The sequence below is a fragment of the Facklamia sp. P13055 genome, from assembly GCF_050409445.1.
GTDB lineage: Bacteria > Bacillota > Bacilli > Lactobacillales > Aerococcaceae > Facklamia.
On sequence record NZ_JBNUPL010000001.1, the window covers coordinates 159,070 to 176,240 of the forward strand.

16 protein-coding genes are annotated in these 17,171 nt (G+C 36.1%); 14 read left to right on the plus strand and 2 right to left on the minus strand.

The features are described 5' to 3' along the window. Positions 1–5: 5 nt before the first annotated feature. Together ACQV2O_RS00760 and ACQV2O_RS00765 are read left to right on the plus strand one after the other, a co-directional pair. On the plus strand, positions 6–974 hold the full coding sequence (locus ACQV2O_RS00760; protein WP_428874691.1) for an ROK family glucokinase: 969 nt from the start codon (positions 6–8) through the stop codon (positions 972–974). Next, a complete protein-coding gene (locus ACQV2O_RS00765) occupies positions 974–1,372 on the plus strand; it encodes a rhodanese-like domain-containing protein (protein ID WP_428873785.1) in 399 nt (132 codons plus the stop codon). Before ACQV2O_RS00760 ends, ACQV2O_RS00765 begins: the two co-directional genes overlap by 1 nt. 32 nt (positions 1,373–1,404) lie before the next feature. Here the strand turns inward: ACQV2O_RS00765 and ACQV2O_RS00770 are convergent, their stop codons facing one another. Next, entirely contained in the window at positions 1,405–1,536 is a 132-nt protein-coding gene (locus tag ACQV2O_RS00770; RefSeq protein WP_428873784.1) for a hypothetical protein, read from the minus strand. A 141-nt stretch (positions 1,537–1,677) separates the two neighbouring features. Here ACQV2O_RS00770 and gndA point away from each other — a divergent pair, with 141 nt between their 5' ends. Genes gndA through ACQV2O_RS00785 form a run of 3 tightly spaced genes read left to right on the plus strand, consistent with a single transcriptional unit; the run spans position 1,678 to position 5,382 of the window. Beyond that, on the plus strand, positions 1,678–3,123 hold the full coding sequence (gndA, locus tag ACQV2O_RS00775; RefSeq protein ID WP_428874692.1) for an NADP-dependent phosphogluconate dehydrogenase: 1,446 nt from the start codon (positions 1,678–1,680) through the stop codon (positions 3,121–3,123). A gap of 59 nt (positions 3,124–3,182) precedes the next feature. After that, complete coding sequence (locus ACQV2O_RS00780) at positions 3,183–3,884, plus strand: response regulator transcription factor (RefSeq protein WP_428873782.1); 702 nt, start codon at positions 3,183–3,185, stop codon at positions 3,882–3,884. Beyond that, positions 3,868–5,382: an ATP-binding protein gene (locus tag ACQV2O_RS00785; protein ID WP_428874693.1), complete on the plus strand. Its 1,515-nt coding sequence runs from the start codon at positions 3,868–3,870 to the stop codon at positions 5,380–5,382. Before ACQV2O_RS00780 ends, ACQV2O_RS00785 begins: the two co-directional genes overlap by 17 nt. Positions 5,383–5,428: 46 nt before the next feature. Here the strand turns inward: ACQV2O_RS00785 and yidC are convergent, their stop codons facing one another. Continuing rightward, the gene (yidC, locus tag ACQV2O_RS00790) at positions 5,429–6,385 is read right to left on the minus strand and encodes a membrane protein insertase YidC (protein WP_428873780.1); all 957 of its coding nucleotides are present in this window, start codon (positions 6,383–6,385) and stop codon (positions 5,429–5,431) included. A 260-nt stretch (positions 6,386–6,645) separates the two neighbouring features. On the opposite strand from yidC, the gene ACQV2O_RS00795 reads away from it, so the two are divergent. The 9 genes from ACQV2O_RS00795 (at position 6,646) to ACQV2O_RS00835 (ending at position 16,946) form a co-directional block, all read left to right on the plus strand. After that, positions 6,646–9,408 (plus strand): DNA translocase FtsK, encoded by a 2,763-nt coding sequence (locus ACQV2O_RS00795; protein WP_428874694.1) that lies wholly within the window; start codon positions 6,646–6,648, stop codon positions 9,406–9,408. A gap of 140 nt (positions 9,409–9,548) precedes the next feature. Next, positions 9,549–11,108, plus strand: coding sequence for an ABC transporter ATP-binding protein (locus ACQV2O_RS00800; protein WP_428873778.1), 1,560 nt, complete (start codon positions 9,549–9,551; stop codon positions 11,106–11,108). After that, a complete protein-coding gene (locus ACQV2O_RS00805) occupies positions 11,108–12,193 on the plus strand; it encodes an ABC transporter permease (protein WP_428873777.1) in 1,086 nt (361 codons plus the stop codon). The genes ACQV2O_RS00800 and ACQV2O_RS00805 overlap by 1 nt, the downstream gene beginning before the upstream one ends. Continuing rightward, positions 12,193–13,149, plus strand: coding sequence for an ABC transporter permease (locus ACQV2O_RS00810; RefSeq protein WP_428873775.1), 957 nt, complete (start codon positions 12,193–12,195; stop codon positions 13,147–13,149). Before ACQV2O_RS00805 ends, ACQV2O_RS00810 begins: the two co-directional genes overlap by 1 nt. A gap of 67 nt (positions 13,150–13,216) precedes the next feature. Beyond that, positions 13,217–14,140, plus strand: coding sequence for a TIGR01212 family radical SAM protein (locus ACQV2O_RS00815; protein ID WP_428874695.1), 924 nt, complete (start codon positions 13,217–13,219; stop codon positions 14,138–14,140). Positions 14,141–14,432: 292 nt separating this feature from the next. Further along, the gene (locus tag ACQV2O_RS00820) at positions 14,433–15,284 is read left to right on the plus strand and encodes a MerR family transcriptional regulator (protein WP_428873773.1); all 852 of its coding nucleotides are present in this window, start codon (positions 14,433–14,435) and stop codon (positions 15,282–15,284) included. A gap of 252 nt (positions 15,285–15,536) precedes the next feature. Next, positions 15,537–15,983, plus strand: coding sequence for an ATP-binding cassette domain-containing protein (locus ACQV2O_RS00825; protein ID WP_428873837.1), 447 nt, complete (start codon positions 15,537–15,539; stop codon positions 15,981–15,983). Between the two features lie 168 nt (positions 15,984–16,151). Continuing rightward, complete coding sequence (locus tag ACQV2O_RS00830; protein WP_428874696.1) at positions 16,152–16,652, plus strand: DUF2785 domain-containing protein; 501 nt, start codon at positions 16,152–16,154, stop codon at positions 16,650–16,652. 18 nt (positions 16,653–16,670) lie between these two features. Beyond that, entirely contained in the window at positions 16,671–16,946 is a 276-nt protein-coding gene (locus ACQV2O_RS00835) for a hypothetical protein (RefSeq protein ID WP_428874697.1), read from the plus strand. Positions 16,947–17,171 lie beyond the last annotated feature (225 nt).

A 17,171-nucleotide genomic window follows, 5' to 3' on the forward strand; every position in this document is an offset into this window, starting at 1 on the left:
TGTATATGAAAAAGATTATCGGCATCGATTTGGGTGGAACGAGTGTTAAAATGGCCATTATTTCACAAAAAGGTCAAATTATTGAAAAATGGTCAATACCAACCATGACTCAAAATAAAGGTCAAAAAATTGTTCCTTCGATTATCGAATCTATTCAAAACAAATTAGAAGAAAGACAAGAAGTAGCAGAAGATTACCTAGGCATTGGAATGGGTAGTCCGGGCACTATTTTAGAAGATGGTTCAGTTAAGGGAGCCTATAATTTAAATTGGGTACACCCTCATCCCGTTAAAAGCCAATTTGAAAGAGCAATCAACCTTCCCTTTATGATCATTAATGATGCTAATTCAGCTGCTCTTGGTGAACTCTGGCAAGGAGCAGGCAAGGGTTGCAGTGATTTAGCAATGTTAACTTTAGGAACAGGAGTTGGAGGAGGAATTATCTGCCAAAATCGTTTGATTAAAGGAGCTTCGGGTTCAGCGGGAGAAATTGGCCATATAACAGTGGACTTTACCGATCGTTTTCCTTGTTCATGTGGTAAAAAGGGATGCTTAGAAGCGATTGCTTCAGCCAAAGGTCTCAATAACTTGGGTCAACTTCTTGCTAAAGATTATCAAGGCCAATCTTCTTTGTACCAAATGTTCCAAGCTAGCCAAGTGGTTGAAGCTGAGGATTTAATGGTAGCAGTAAAAGCTAATGATGACTTTGCTCTGGAAATTTTTGAAAACTTTTCAAAATACATAGGCTTAGCTTGTTCATACTTAGCAAACATTCTCAATCCGCAACAGATTGTTATCGGAGGGGGTATCTCCAAGGCTGGAGACTCCCTTAAGGAATCCATTGAAAAACAATATCAAAAATTTGTTTTTCAACCTATCAAAGATCAAACACAAATAAGCTTAGCTGAATTAGGCAATGACGCCGGAATTTTAGGAGCAGCTTATTTAATTTTAGTAAAAGAAAGTAGGAAATAATGATGAGTATATTTGAACTGTTTTTGTGGATAATTGTAACTGTTCTTTTAGTTTATGGTATTTTCTGGGTAAGCCTTTGGATAATGCGCAAACGATCAGCCCAATTGGTCGCTAGTGGAGAATTAAATGAAATTATTCGCAAAGTCCAAGTGGTTGATGTTCGTGAAGCGGGAGAATTTGATGCACGTCATATTTTAGGAGCTAGAAGTATTCCAATGTCGCAATTTAAAATGCGTTTTAGTGAAATTCGAAAAGATATTCCTGTTTATTTAGTGGATGATAATTATTTTTTAAGTTCAAGAGCTGCTAATATATTAAGAAAGAATGGATATGACCAAGTCTTTATTCTAAAGGGTGGAATGGAAAAATGGTTTGGGAAAACCAAATCGAATCAATAAAAAATGAAGTGGCAGAATCCACTTCATTCCTATTATCCTTTATAATGAAAAAAAGAAATTACGAGACTAAAAATGACACCAGCTAACATGGTAATCACCATAATAATCGAAAAGATTTTTATACGTCGATCGTATTTACTTTTCTTTTTTTTGTTGGCTTTCATTGGCTGGAACCTCCTATCCATTGATAAAAATAGTGTAACGCAAACGCCTATAAAATGCAATTTGTCTTTATTAAGTTAACTTTAATTCAAGTTAAAAGTTTGTTAGAATGAGATAATCATGAAAGTGAAGGAGATAATTAGATGACATTAGCTCAAATTGGTGTAGTTGGAATGGCTGTAATGGGAAAGAATTTAGCGTTAAATATTGAAAGTAGAGGTTATCGTGTAGCAATTTATAATCGCTCACAGTCTAAAACAGAAGCAGCCATAAACGAAAATAAAGATAAAAATTTAGTAGCTAGCTATGACTTGGAATCCTTTGTTCAATCAATTGAAAAGCCTCGTCGTATCTTGTTAATGGTAAAAGCAGGTCAAGCGACTGATTCTACAATCCAATCACTTTTACCTCTTTTAGACCAAGGAGATATTTTAATCGATGGAGGGAATACCTTCTTTAAAGATACTATGAGAAGAGCAGAAACTTTAGCTGACTCTGGCATACATTTTATTGGGATGGGAGTTTCTGGTGGGGAAGAAGGTGCCTTACATGGTCCTGCCTTAATGCCTGGTGGACCAAAAGAAGCCTATGAATTAGTTGAGCCTATCTTAAAAGAAATTGCGGCAAAAGCACCAGCTGATCAAGAACCCTGTGTAGCTTATATGGGAGCAAATGGTGCCGGTCATTATGTTAAAATGGTTCATAATGGTATTGAGTATGGTGATATGCAATTAATTGCCGAATCCTATGCAATCATGGATAAATTATTAGGAATGTCTGCAGATGAGATTGCTCAAGTCTTTGAGGAATGGAACCAAGGAGAATTAAATTCCTATCTAATCGAGATCACCGCCAAGATTCTTAAGGAAAAAGACCCTGAAAGCAAGCGACCAATGGTTGAAATGATTATTGATAAAGCTGGTAATAAAGGGACTGGAAAATGGACCTCGCAATCAGCTTTAGACTTAGGCGTTCCCTTACCTACAATTACAGAATCGGTTTATGCGCGCTTTATCTCTGCTTTAAAAGAAGAACGTGTTAAGGCTTCTCAAATTATTCAAGGACCTTCGCATGATACTTCTAGCTTCCAAAAGGATCGTAAACAGTGGATAGAGAAAATTCGTCAGGCACTTTATTTTTCAAAAATTATGTCCTATGCTCAAGGGTTTGCAGAATATCGCAGCGCTTCCGAAGAATATCAATGGGATTTAAATTATAGCCAAATTGCCCGTGTCTTCCGTGCAGGGTGTATTATTCGTGCGCGCTTTTTGCAAGATATTTCTGATGCTTTTGATCGTAATAGAGAATTAGATAACCTTTTATTAGATAATTTCTTCACTCAAATCACTAATCAGTATCAATCAAGTGTTCGCGAAATTGTTTCTTTATCAGTTCAAGCGGGTGTTGCTGTTCCTGGATTTTCAAGCGCAATTGCTTATTATGACTCGTATCGTAGTGAAGTACTTCCAGCTAATTTAATTCAAGCACAGCGTGATTATTTCGGAGCGCATACTTATGAACGTGTGGATAAAGTTGGCAGCTACCATTTCATTTGGGATGAATCGCGTGAAGAAAGAGTAGACCAATAGTCTAAGACCTTAATAAACGTTAATTGGTTAGTAAGTTAAGTCTATAGGAGGAAGTTCGCATGGTAAAAAATGTAAATCAACGTGTCTTAATTGTTGAAGATGAGAAGAACTTAGCTCGCTTTGTTGAGCTTGAGCTTCAACATGAAGGCTATGAAACAGCTATCTGTTATGATGGGCGCAGTGGTTTGGAAAAGGCCTTAGAAGAAAAGTGGGATGTTATTTTACTTGACCTAATGTTACCTGAATTAAATGGGTTGGAAGTTGTACGCCGTATTCGTCCAGTTAAAGATGTACCTATTATTATTATGACGGCTAGAGATTCTGTTATTGATCGTGTTTCAGGTCTTGACCAAGGAGCAGACGACTACATCGTTAAACCATTTGCCATTGAAGAATTATTAGCCAGACTCAGAGCACTTTTCCGTCGAATCGAGACTGAAGATGAATCAAGAACTCAAAATCAACCTTATCTAAAATTTAGGGACTTAGTGGTTGAAAAATCAAGCCGTATGGTGAAAAGACAAGGTGAGTTAATTGATTTAACTAAAAGAGAATACGAATTATTAGTCTTTTTAATGGAAAATATCAATATGGTTATGCCACGAGATGTCTTATTAGAACAAGTATGGGGCTATAAATCCGAGGTTGAAACTAATGTGGTGGATGTTTATATCCGTTATTTGAGAAATAAAATCGATATTCCAGGAGAAGAATCTTATATTCAAACGGTTCGTGGTACAGGCTATGTCATCAGAAACTAAATCATCTTCTGTCTTTACTTTTAAGAAAGACCAACCCCTTTCGCTTAAATGGAAATGGGGTATTTTCTTATCCTTAGCAATGATTATGCTGTCATTTATTTCACTTTTAATCTATCGCCAGTTAACGATTCAAATGTACGATGAACAATCAAAGGAAAGTCATCAGATGCAATTTGAATTTTTAATTAAGGGGCTATCCGACCAAGATCAGCCTTTCCAAGCTCAACAATTCCTTGACCAAAAAGAACAAGATAGTGAGACAAAAGTTAAGTTTTTAATAGATCACTATTCTAACGACCAAACTATCATTCGCCTATATAGTCCCGAACAAAAGTTATTAAATGAAAGTCAGCATTTTCAATATCCTATTGGATCATCTAGTAAAGAGCTTGAAAGGCAAAATATAAAAGGAAAGAATTATCTAATCGGCTCTAGTCGGATTTCGAGTCGTATTAATCAAGAATTATTAGGCATTGTTCAATATATTGTTCTACCTGAGGCAAAAGTAGCGTATGTTCAAAAGTTAAATTATTTTTTGATTCGTTGTTTTCTAATAACGACTTTGATTTCAATATTATGTGGCTTTTTAATCGCTCATTATTTTTTAAGGCCCTTAACTTATGTTATTAACACTTTAGATTTATTAGAAGGAGATACTCTCTCTCAGGTTCGTGTTGTTCGACCGCGAACCAATGATGAGTGGAGCGATTTAAGTTTACATGTTAATAAACTGCTCGATAAGATTGAGCTTTATGTAAAGGGTCAAAAACAGTTTGTGGAAGATGTTTCGCACGAATTAAGAACGCCGGTAGCGATTGTTGAAGGACATTTAAAGATGTTAAATCGCTGGGGTAAAGAAGATCAGCAGGTTTTAGATGAATCTATTTCTGCTTCGCTGCAAGAAATTACACGAATGAAGGAATTAGTCCAAGAAATGTTAGACCTTTCAAGAGCAGACCATGTAGACGTGGATTACAAAGACGAAGTAACCGAAATCACCACCGCAGCTTCTCTAGTCCACCATAATTTTGAAATTTTATATCCAAACTTTCATTTTTATTTAGATAATGAGAAAAGTAAAAAAGTTTATGTCAATATTTATCATCATCACTTTGAACAGATCTTAGTAATATTACTTGATAACGCTGTGAAATATTCGACAGATCGTCCGGAGATACATATTTCAGTCAGTCAAACCATGAATAAGGTTGAAATTGCTGTCCAAGATTTTGGAGAAGGAATGACAGCAGAAGATAAAGAGCGTGTTTTTTCAAGGTTTTACCGAGTGGATAAAGCACGAGCGCGTGCCAAAGGTGGTAATGGCTTAGGGTTAAGTATCGCTAAACAATTAGTAGAAGGCTACCACGGAAAAATTCGGGTGGAGTCTGTCTATCAAAGAGGATCGATCTTCTATGTTGAGTTTCCGATTTTAACGGACCAACACTTAATTTATAAAAGTGAAAGGATTGCCAAAGAACTTGCTAAAGAAGAAAAATAAAACGAGCCTCAGCACAATAATGTGGTGAGGCTCATTTTATGTAGATTTATTTATTCTTTCTTTGCTTTCCAGCATTTCTAGCTTTTGGATTTTTAACCGGCACAATACGGTCAGCATTTACTTTTTCTAATTGTTTTTTCGTTTGTCTCGCTTTTTTCTGTCGCTTTACTCGCGGCATATTTTGATACTTTTTGACTTTTTCATCAATATCTTTTTGAATTTTTGGTCGTGCAACCTGATTCATATAGAATTGTTGAGCTAAAGTGAAAAGAGAACCAGTGAAGAAATATAGTCCGATTCCCGCGTTAGAAATATAAGTGAAATAACCTAACATAATTGGGTTCATATACATCATTGATTGTTGCATTTGATTGGCTTGAGGATTATCGGAAACGGGTGTAGCTGTTCCTTTTTGCATTAACCAACTAGATAAGAAGGTAGTTGCTGCAACTAAACCAACTAATAGTAAACTCTTTCCACCCAAGTGAATACCTAAGAAAGAGGACTCTGCAATTTTATCGGATGTACGAACCGCTGTATAAACAGCTGAAATAATTGGCATTTGAATTAATAATGGTAAACAGCCAGAAACGTTCGATAACATGTTAATGTCATATTTTCCGTAAACTTGCATTAACTCTTGTTGCAGAGCAGCTTTTTCTTGTGGATTATCTGTTCCTTTCATTTCTTCTTGAATTTCTGCAATTTCAGGTTGGGCATATTTCATTTTAGCTGAGCTTTCCATTGATGATTTAGTCATCTTATAAGTCGATGGAAGCATAAACAAACGAGTGATTAGGGTAACTATCATGATTGCAATCCCATAAGAACCGCCAAAAATATCTGCTAAAAAGTCTAAGAAGTTAGCAGTTGGTACTCCTAAATATTCATAGATAGGTCCAGTTGGGTTACCCGATGCATCATAGCGAATACAGCCTGTTGCTATCAATGAAACCATCGAGATAAGAAAAATTAACTTCCAATATTTTTTTATAAATTTCATTTTTCACGCTCCATCTAATTGATATAATTAACGATATATTATTTTGTGTTATTTTACAACAAATACAATGACTTGATACATTCTAAGCTAAAATTTGTGGTTTATCAAGTTAGTAATCATATAAAAGAGTATTTCTAGAAGTTGAATTTTAATTGGTATAAGCCTTTAATAAACTTAGAAATACGATAATTTGTTCGATATCATTTATCATAAATGATATAATAACCCATGCACGAGAGTTCTGAAAGGATGTGATGTGAATGGCTCAAAAGAAAAAACAATCCAAGCGTCAGAGTCAATCACCCAATCAAATGAAGTACCAATCAATCTACTTATTTTTAGGTATATTAATTACTTTCTTAAGTTTAGTCGCTATTTTCAATTGGGGCATTATGGGTTTAATGCTAACTAATGGTTTTCGTTTAATGGTAGGTGAAAGTTACGGACTTCTCTTATATACCAGTTTATTCTTAGGTTCCATGATGATGCTAAAAGGAAGAGTAATTAATGTACCTTTGAGACCACTCTTAGGTGGTTTTTTAATTATAATCGCATTAGCAGGGTCTTTACACTTTATTGAGTATTACGATTACTTACAAAATAATACTCAGCAGTCGGCGTTTGAGCATGCATTTCGAATCTACCGTAAGGAATTATTATCTCAACAAAGTATTTCTAGCTTAGGGGGTGGATTGGTCGGAGCAGGTCTTTATGTCAGTATCGGATATTTATTTGGTAAATGGGGATCTTATCTCTTCTTCTTTGTTAGTTTCTTTATCGGCTTAATTTTTCTTTTAGATCGCCCTTTAATTAACGGTTGGCAAGCCATTCAGCAATTATTTAGCCAAATGACTAATCTTTTTAAAGAACTTTTTCCTGATTTTTCAGAACTTAAAGAGGTTTACCAAGATAAAGGTGATGATCTTAACGATGAACGAAGCATCATCGCTGCTAGTCCATTGGAAGAAAATCCTGATGAGGTTATGAATATTGAAGGCAACGAACTTAATGAATCAAAGCAAGAAAAGCAAAATGTATTTACAACACTATTTAGTCGTTTCTATTCCTTCTTTATGAAAACAGAAGAAACACAAAGTCTTCCTCCAAAGGATGTTTCATTTAACAATCGAACAGCTTATATGCCAACCTTCGAAAGAGAAGACCAACCCGCTTTTAACCCCACCACAGAATATGAATTTAAGCCTTATCGTCAAGAAGATTATCAGCAAAAATCTTTAAACTCCAAACGTTTATCCCAAGAAGAAGGACGTGTCTTGGATTTAGACTTCTTTGATCAGATGCACGATCAAGAAATAGCGCATTCTCAAGCTGATAGTCAATCGATTGATTCAATGACAAAAGAGCAGCTGAATCCTTTACCAACGAAGGAAGTAGAAAGCCTAGAAGAAATTGAAACAGCCATAGCACAAGACGAAATGGCTGATGAGGCACTTTCTAAACAAACGCCTAATAAAGCAGATGTCTTAGCTACTGCTAGTCATTGGCAAGACGCTAGTAATCAAAGGCAAGCTCTAACTGACGATGACTTAGATCAGGTTTTAAGTAAGGAAGAACTACAAAAGCAAACCAAAACCAAACAAAAGAAATCTAAAACCTATCAATTCCCTGGGAAAAAGCTACTAAAAAAATTACCAGTAGTCGACCAGTCGGAAGAATATCAACGTATTAATGACAATATAAAAAAATTAGAATTGACTTTTGAAAGTTTTGGGGTCGATGCCAAGATAGTGAAGGCCAATTTGGGTCCTTCAGTCACTAAATATGAAATTGAACCTGCTGTGGGAGTTAAGGTAAGTAAGATTGTGTCCTTATCTGATGACATTGCTTTGGCACTAGCAGCACGTGATATTCGAATGGAAGCCCCTATACCCGGCAAATCGCTAATAGGAATTGAAGTTCCAAATACCCAAGTCAGCCCAGTCGCCTTTAGTGAAATTGTCGATGCGGGCTTGGAATCTGATAAACTCTTAGAAGTGCCTTTAGGACGAGATATTTCAGGTTCAGTTTGTCTGGCTGACTTAACCAAGATGCCCCATTTATTAATTGCTGGAGCAACAGGTTCAGGTAAGTCGGTTGGTGTGAATGTAATTATTTGTTCTATTTTAATGAAGGCAAAACCTGAAGACATTAAATTTTTAATGATTGACCCGAAAAAGGTCGAATTAACCCTCTACAACGACTTACCCCACCAGTTATCACCGGTGGTTACCAATCCACGCAAGGCAGCTAGAGCTTTAAATAATGTGGTAGAAGAAATGGAAAGACGCTATGAACTATTTGCTACAAGCGGGGTGAGAAATATTGATGGCTATAACGAACAAGTGGAGAGTTGGAACAAAGAAGAAGGAACTGGCTACGAGAAATTACCGAAGATAGTCGTTATCATTGATGAGTTAGCAGACCTCATGATGGTGGCCTCTAATGATGTTGAAAATGCCATTATCCGTTTAGCTCAAATGGCGAGGGCAGCCGGTATCCATATGATTATAGCGACGCAAAGACCTTCGGTTGATGTTATTACTGGAATTATTAAGGCCAATATTCCTTCTCGTTTAGCCTTTGCTGTTTCTTCTGGAACAGATTCACGCACAATTCTAGATTCGGTCGGTGCTGAGAAATTACTGGGTCGTGGTGACATGCTCTTCCAACCTATGGGCAAAAACAAACCGATCCGAGTTCAAGGAGCTTATATATCTGATGAAGAGGTAGAGCGCATTACTGACTTCATCAAGCAACAAAGACAAGCCGATTATGATGAAAATATTGTCGTCAGTGAAGAGAGTGTCTTAAACTCAGAAGCCTCTGATGATGAATATTATCTTGAAGCAGTGGAGTTGATTAAGGAACAGGATACTATCTCTATTTCACAACTCCAACGCAAATTTAGAATTGGTTATAATCGTGCAGCCCGTATGATTGATGACCTAGAAGCACAAGGTTTAGTTTCCGCACAAGATGGGAGTAAGCCAAGGCAAGTCTTAATTGAATCAAATGAAGATTAATTTTTAGACCAAGGATGATTAAAATAGTTTTAAAAAAACATGGTCTATTAAAATAAATTTGTTACTGAAATTTATGCTATTATCCGATATAATATGAGGGACTATGAACATTAGCAATGGAGAAAGGAGTTTCGATCAACATGGATCATGCTGTTATCGAAATGCGAGATATTTCCAAGAAGTTTGGCAATTTTTTTGCAAATAAAAAGATTAATTTAGAACTTAAAAAAGGAGAAATTCATGCCTTACTTGGTGAGAACGGGGCAGGTAAATCAACTTTAATGAATATCTTATCCGGTTTACTAGAACCTAGCTCCGGTCAGATTTATATGAACGGTAAGGCTGTGACAATCGGATCTCCAAAAAGAGCAGTCGAGTTAGGAATCGGCATGGTGCACCAGCATTTTATGTTGATTCAAGCCTTCACCGTAGTTGAAAACATTATTCTAGGTGAAGAACCGACCAAGGGACTGGTGGTGGATAAGGCTCAAGCACGCGAAAAAATTGTTGAGCTTTCTAAAAAATATGGTTTGTCAGTAGACCCTGATGCTAAGATTGAAGATATTTCAGTGGGTATGCAACAACGAGTGGAAATTCTAAAGACCCTTTACCGTGGTGCAGATATTTTAATTTTTGATGAGCCGACGGCTTCTTTAACACCGCAAGAGATTGACGAGCTAATGGAAACAATGCATAAATTGTCTAATGAAGGCAAGTCTATAATTATTATTACGCACAAGTTAAAAGAGATTAAGCAAGTGGCTGACCGTTGTACTGTTATTCGCCGAGGAGAGTCAATTCAAACCGTTGATGTGGCTGAAACTTCAACGGTGGATTTAGCGAATATGATGGTAGGAAGAAACGTTAACTTTAAAACCGAAAAGAAATTAGCACACCCGACCGATGTAGCTTTGTCAGTTCAAAATATCCATATTGAAGATCATCGAGGCATCGTAGCTGTAGACAAGCTCTCATTTGAAGTGAAACACGGTGAAATTGTTGGGATTGCAGGGATAGATGGTAATGGGCAATCTGAATTAGTTCTGTCCATCACTGGTTTAATCCCACCTAACTCAGGTGAGATTTACTTAAATGGTGAGAATATTACCCACTATACAACGCGTCAAATTGCGCAAAAAGGTCTGGCTCATATTCCTGAAGACCGTCACAAATACGGTTTAATTCTCGATCGAAAATTAGAAGACAATATTGTATTGAAAGATTATTATCATTCGCCCTTTTCAAAGTCTAATTTCTTGAACTTTAAAGAAATAGAAAAGCGGGCAAAAGAACTAATTAAAAAATATGATGTCCGAACGGTCTCCGAAAAGGTCAATGCCCGTTCGCTTTCAGGAGGAAATCAACAAAAAGCGATTATTGCGCGTGAATTGGAGATGCATCCCGATATTTTAATTGCAGCGAATCCTACACGTGGGTTGGATGTAGGGGCTATTGAATTTGTTCACCAAGCATTAATCAATGAACGTGATAAAAACAAGGCAGTTCTGCTAATGAGTTTTGAGTTGGATGAAATAATGAACTTATCTGACCGTATATTAGTTATGTTTGATGGTAAGATTGTAGCCGATATCCCGGCTGCTGAAACTAATGAAGAAGAATTAGGGTTATTAATGGCCGGGACGCCTTTTGAAGAAGTAATGGCTAATCGTAATAAGAAAGAAGGGAGTGAAGGTAACTAATGTCAAGATTAACTAAAATATTTACTTCCGTAGCCTCGGTCATTATTGGTTTGGTTTTTGGAGCCCTTTTAATGTTGGCCTTTGGTTATGATCCAGTGACAGGTTACAAATTTTTAATTACAGGAGCTTTTGGTAATCCGTTTTCCATCGGTCAAACCTTCCGAGCAGCAGCTCCTTTAATTTTTACTGGACTGGGTTTTGCGGTGGCTTATACGGCTGGATCGTTTAATATTGGTCTTTCGGGTCAAGCCCTATGGGGTTGGTTTGTATCCGTAGGGGTGGCCTTGATGATGCCCGAATCACCTGCTTGGCTAGTCATTCCTTTGGCTATTATCGCTGGAGCATTAGCCGGAGCCTTGTGGGCAGCTATCGCCGGCGTTTTAAAAGCCTATTTTGGCACCAGCGAAGTCATCGTAACCATCATGTTAAATTATATCTCTATTTATTTTGTCGATTATTTAATTCGCTATGTCTTAACCGATCGAGCAGATAGAACGCCTTCAATTGGTCAAAATGCCAGCCTAAGAATGGAATGGCTCAGTCAATTAACTAAAAACTCCACCCTACATGGTGGGATTTTCCTAGCAGTGATTGCTGCGGTAATCATTGGCATCTTAATGTCACGCACGACGACTGGTTTTGAATTAACCTCAGTGGGTCTCAACCGTTATGCTTCTAAATATGCCGGAATGTCTGACAAGAAAAACATTGTGCTTGCCATGCTCATCTCTGGTGCCTTAGCTGGTTTAGGGGGCGTAATGAATGGCTTGGGTGAATTTGGATTCATTAACCTTCAAAATGGTGTGGCACCGGCTATTGGTTTTAACGGAATGGCTGTCGCTTTACTAGGAATTAATAATCCAATCGGTATTATCTTCTCAGCTATTCTCTTTGGTGCTTTAGAAACAGGGGCATCGACCATGGCGTTATTTGCTAAAATTCCTTCCGAAATCGTAGATATTGTCATGGGTATTATCATCTTCTTTATTGGAGCGAACTTTATTATTACTTATTTTAAAGATAAATTATTCCCACAAAAACAAAGTATAGCCACTAAAGCTAATTCAGAAGGAGGCGAAGTCTAATGTCAGTTAATCTGCTAACACTTATCGTTTCTTCAACCCTTGTTTATTCAGCTCCTCTAATTTTTACAGCCATTGGTGGTGTTTTTTCAGAACGTTCTGGGGTTGTTAACGTGGGGCTAGAAGGAATCATGGTTATTGGTGCCTTAGCTTCAGTTGTTTTTAACTTAAATTTTGCGGATCAATTTGGCGATCTGACCCCTTGGTTGGCCTTGATAGCAGGAGGTCTGGCAGGTATCCTCCTTTCAGCTATCCATGCATTGGCCACTGTCCATTTAAGATCTGACCATATCATTTCAGGAACCGTTATCAACTTGATCGCGCCAGCTTTGGGTGTCTTTCTAGTTAGAGTATTATTTGATGGTAAAGGTGAAACACCTTCCATTAGAGAGTCCTTTGGTTATGCGACTTTCCCCATTTTATCGGATATTCCTTTTATTGGACCGATTTTCTTTAAAGCTACTTCAGCCCCCGCTTATGCTGGTATTTTACTAGCGGGTATCGCTTGGTTCGTTTTATTCAAAACACCTTTTGGCTTAAGGTTACGCTCAGTCGGCGAACACCCTCAAGCAGCGGACACACTAGGTGTCAATGTTTATGGCATGAAGTATGCCGGAGTTTTACTTTCAGGCTTTTTTGGTGGTTTAGGTGGGGGTGTTCTAGCGAATACCATTACCTTGAACTTCTCACTTTCGACGGTTGCCGGGCAAGGGTTTATGGCGATGGCGGCCATGATTTTCGGTAAATATAATCCGCTTGGCGCAATGGGAGCGGCTATTTTCTTCGGCTTTGCCCAATCCCTAGCAGTTTTAGGGTCACGTATTCCTTATATTGAGAGTATTCCATCTGTTTACTTACAGATTGCACCTTACTTAGTGACAATTATTGTCCTGGTCGGAGTGGTTGGTCAGTCCAGAGGGCCTGCAGCTAACGGAATTACTTATGTCAAATCGAAATAAAATACTTAGACTGATCATGAATTCATCATGACAGTCTTTTTTAAATGAAAAGTTAGGAATGAAAAAGATGAATGGAAATAAAAAACGTTATCAAACGTGGAATAAGCATTTAAAGGATCATTTTGGCGAAAAGGTCTTTAAAGTCTCACTGGACGGTGGCTTTACTTGTCCTAATCGTGATGGTACAGTTGCCTTTGGCGGTTGTACTTTTTGTTCGGAATCTGGTTCGGGCGACTTTGCTCAAAGTCGGTTGGATCCGCTACCTATTCAATTAGGAAAAGGGATCCAGCAAATGCACAAAAAATGGCCTAAAGTTCAAAAATACATCGCTTATTTTCAAAACTTTACCAATACGCATGCTCCCCTACATGTTTTAAAAGCGCGGTTTGAACAAGTCATTCATGAAGAGGGTGTGGTAGGCATAATGATAGCGACGCGTCCAGATTGCTTGCCTGATGATGTGGTTGAATACTTGGCAGAATTGAATCAAAAGTATTATATGTGGGTAGAATTAGGACTGCAAACTGTTCATGACCAGACCAGCGTCCATATAAATAGGGGACACGATTACCAATGCTACTTAGATGGTGTTGCCAAGTTGAGAAAACATCATATTCCTGTGTGTACCCATTTAATTAATGGCTTGCCTGGTGAAGACTACGCCATGATGATGGAGAGTTTGAAGCGAGTTGTTAAGGAATCTGATATTCAAGGCTTAAAGCTTCATCTCTTGTATTTGATGGAAGGGACAAAAATGGTCCAAGATTATCAGACGGGGCGATTAAAATTTATGACACAGGAGGAATATGTGCAATTAATCTGTGACCAATTGGAGTATGTCCCTCAGGATATTATTATTCACCGATTAACCGGCGATGCACCGCGTGAGCGATTGATTGGACCTCAATGGTCACTGAAGAAGTGGGAGGTCTTAAACGCTATTGATCAAGAGCTTGAAAGAAGAGGATCCTATCAGGGGATGCGAAGTTAATCCATTAAAATAAGGCACCATGGGGTTAGATAGTGAACTTTATGGTACTTTATTTTTAAAAGATTTGATAACCAGCTTTTTGAAAAAGAACAAGAGAAAATAACCTCTTTTTATTCAAAGTATCGATCATTGCATCACTATTTTATTTCTAATAATAAAAGAATAAGGACTGAAAAAACTATCAGAACTTCTAATTAAAGAAACCACAGATCTCTTATTTCAAATTATTAAATATCTCTTGACCTGTCCCTTAGGGGGGCTGATATATTTGATTTAAAAGGAGGTATGTACTATGTTGATGAATGAAGTGAGAGAAAAAACAGGTCTAACACGTAAAGCCATAGAATATTATGAAGAAAAAGGATTTATTAGTCCAGAAAGAGAGTCGAATAATTACAGGATTTACACTGATGAAGAGGTTGATATTCTGAAGAAAATATCTATTTATCGAAAATTAGGTTGCTCAATAGAGGAAATTGAAGGTATTTTACAAGAACCCAATAAGTCATCGTTAGCCACTATCATTCGAGATAGAGAAATAAAATCACAATTAGATAATAAAAGAGTTGAAATATTGAAACTACTCCTTGAGGGATTAGATATAAACACTGTAAAAGAACAATTGATTTTAATCGATCAACAGGAATCGATTTATTCTAAGTTAGTAAGAGCATTTCCTGGATATATTGGTCAAATTTTCTTTTTATCATACAAAGCTTTTTTAACAGATACGTTGAAAGAGGATAAGATAAAATATTATGAAGACTATATTGAATTTTTAGATACTATGCCTGACTTTGAGTTAGATGAAGATGAGAAGATAGCAATAGACCAAGCATCAAAAACCATTTCACTAACAGACATTGAAGAGGTAAATGAGGAAAAAACAAAGGCTATTTATAATGCAGACGAATGGTTAGAGGAAAACAAAGAAATGTTAGAAAGATATCAGTCTTTTAAGGAAAGTAGTGTTTATCTAAATAACCCAATATATCGTATTCAAGAAAAAATGAAGAAGCATATGCAAGATTCAGGTTATTATGAAAAAGCTATTCCTTTGATGAAAAAGTTTAGTCCAGCATATAATGATTATTATGAAGAGTTATTAGCAGCAAATCAAAAGTTGATAGATAAAAACATATAAACTTAAGTAGGGTAATTATCGTAAAAGGACGATAGAAATTAAAATCTATCGTCTTCTTTGTACCAAAAATCAGAAAGGAAAGATGGATAGGATAAGAAGCCCTACTTGATAAGCAAGGTAAAAACATAATAAAACACATGGCGATTGGAAATGAATGAATCCATTCGCTTTTTTTAAGACATGAAATTAAAAAAAGACATGAAGTATTTAATAGTTGGAGAGAGTGGAAAAGGAAAGTCCACTTGACTCAATATACTATTTGGTAATCTCCAACCTTTGGACGGAAAAATATTGATTGATAATAGAGAATTGTCTTATCGTCAATTAAGAGAAATTATTTTTTATAATAGTCAGTTTTCTAATGTTTTTTCGGATAATTATGCTAATAATGTCACACTATTTGATAGTTTTACAATAAAAGAAGAAATTAGTTTACCTGAAAAGCACAAAAATAAAATTTTAAAGAGTGATAATTGTAGTCAACTTAGCGGTGGACAGAAACAAATGATCAAATTGCAAAGAGCTATACTTTCTCAAATGCCTATTTTATTAATGGATGAACCATTTTCCGCGATGAATTCTGAACTCGAAATCGATCTCACTAAAAAATTAGTGCAATTAGATAAAACAATCATATTAGTCAGTCATAATACGAATCCTGATTACTTAAACCTATTTGATGAAGTTATTTATTTATAAAATGGGAAGCCGTGTTAAAGAGTTATATTTACCTAGAGTAAAATACATAAGTTTTGAGAATTGAGAATGTTTCCTTCTAAAAATTTAGTGTGTCTTTATAAAATCTAATTCATTTAAACTTTACCTCTACAAAATATAAGGAGTATAGCTTATAAAAGGAGCTCAGTAATGAAAGAACAGTTATTAGAGAAGATGAAGTTTAATTCACAAAACTATAATTTGGATGAAATAAAATGGTTAATTAATAATAGAGGTCATCCTAACTCAGAAATTAGAGATAAATTAATCTATAGGACTTTTGTCAGAGGAATGGCAAAAGAATTATTTTCAATAGATCAAATTAGGTATATGATTGACCAATTGTTAGAGAAAGATTTTATTTTATTTGAAATTGATAAAAAAGGGGAAGCTACTTTAAAACGCTCTTTTTCCTTATTACTTCTCTCCTTAATTGTTACATACGACAATGAAAAAGGCTCAATATACTATAAACTTTTAGACAAAGAAGCGTTTAAAAAAATTGAAAATGATACCTTGACTTACTTTTACAAAGAGTTGGATTTTTCGGGATATGCTGATCGTTTTGGGTGGGTTCACACCTTTGTGCATGCTGCAGATCTAATGGTTGCAATCGTTAAACACCCCTTATTTAATAAAACGAATCTGTAAGCTATCTGGAGAGCGATTATGAACTACTTTAGAAAGATAGAAATAAAACCGGTAGATGATGAAGAGGACCGTCTAGCCTATATTATTAAAGAATTATTTGTTCATAACATTTTACACGAGGATAAATTAAAAGTGTGGATTAACCGAGAAAAGTTCCCCCGAAAAAATAATAAAGAATATTACCAATGGTCAGCTTTTCGTTCATTTTGTATGGTAATATACATTGAATTAGATCAGTTAGGTCTTATTAGCGATGAGTTACAAAAGTGTTTGTATGATCATATAAACAGGTAATCCGATTTAATAGTTAAAAATCTAAAATGAGTGACTGACTTAGCTGAATGATGAAATATTGCCATTAATCAAGAAATAGAGAAATGAATTTATACTTTCGAATTTATCATTTGCGATGTTAGTATTTAAAATTTTTTTGGTTAGGGATTTCTCGATTGTTTAGCTTTACTAATTTATGGATCATTTAAAGTTGATTTTTTCTCACTTCTATAAGTCAAACTTAAA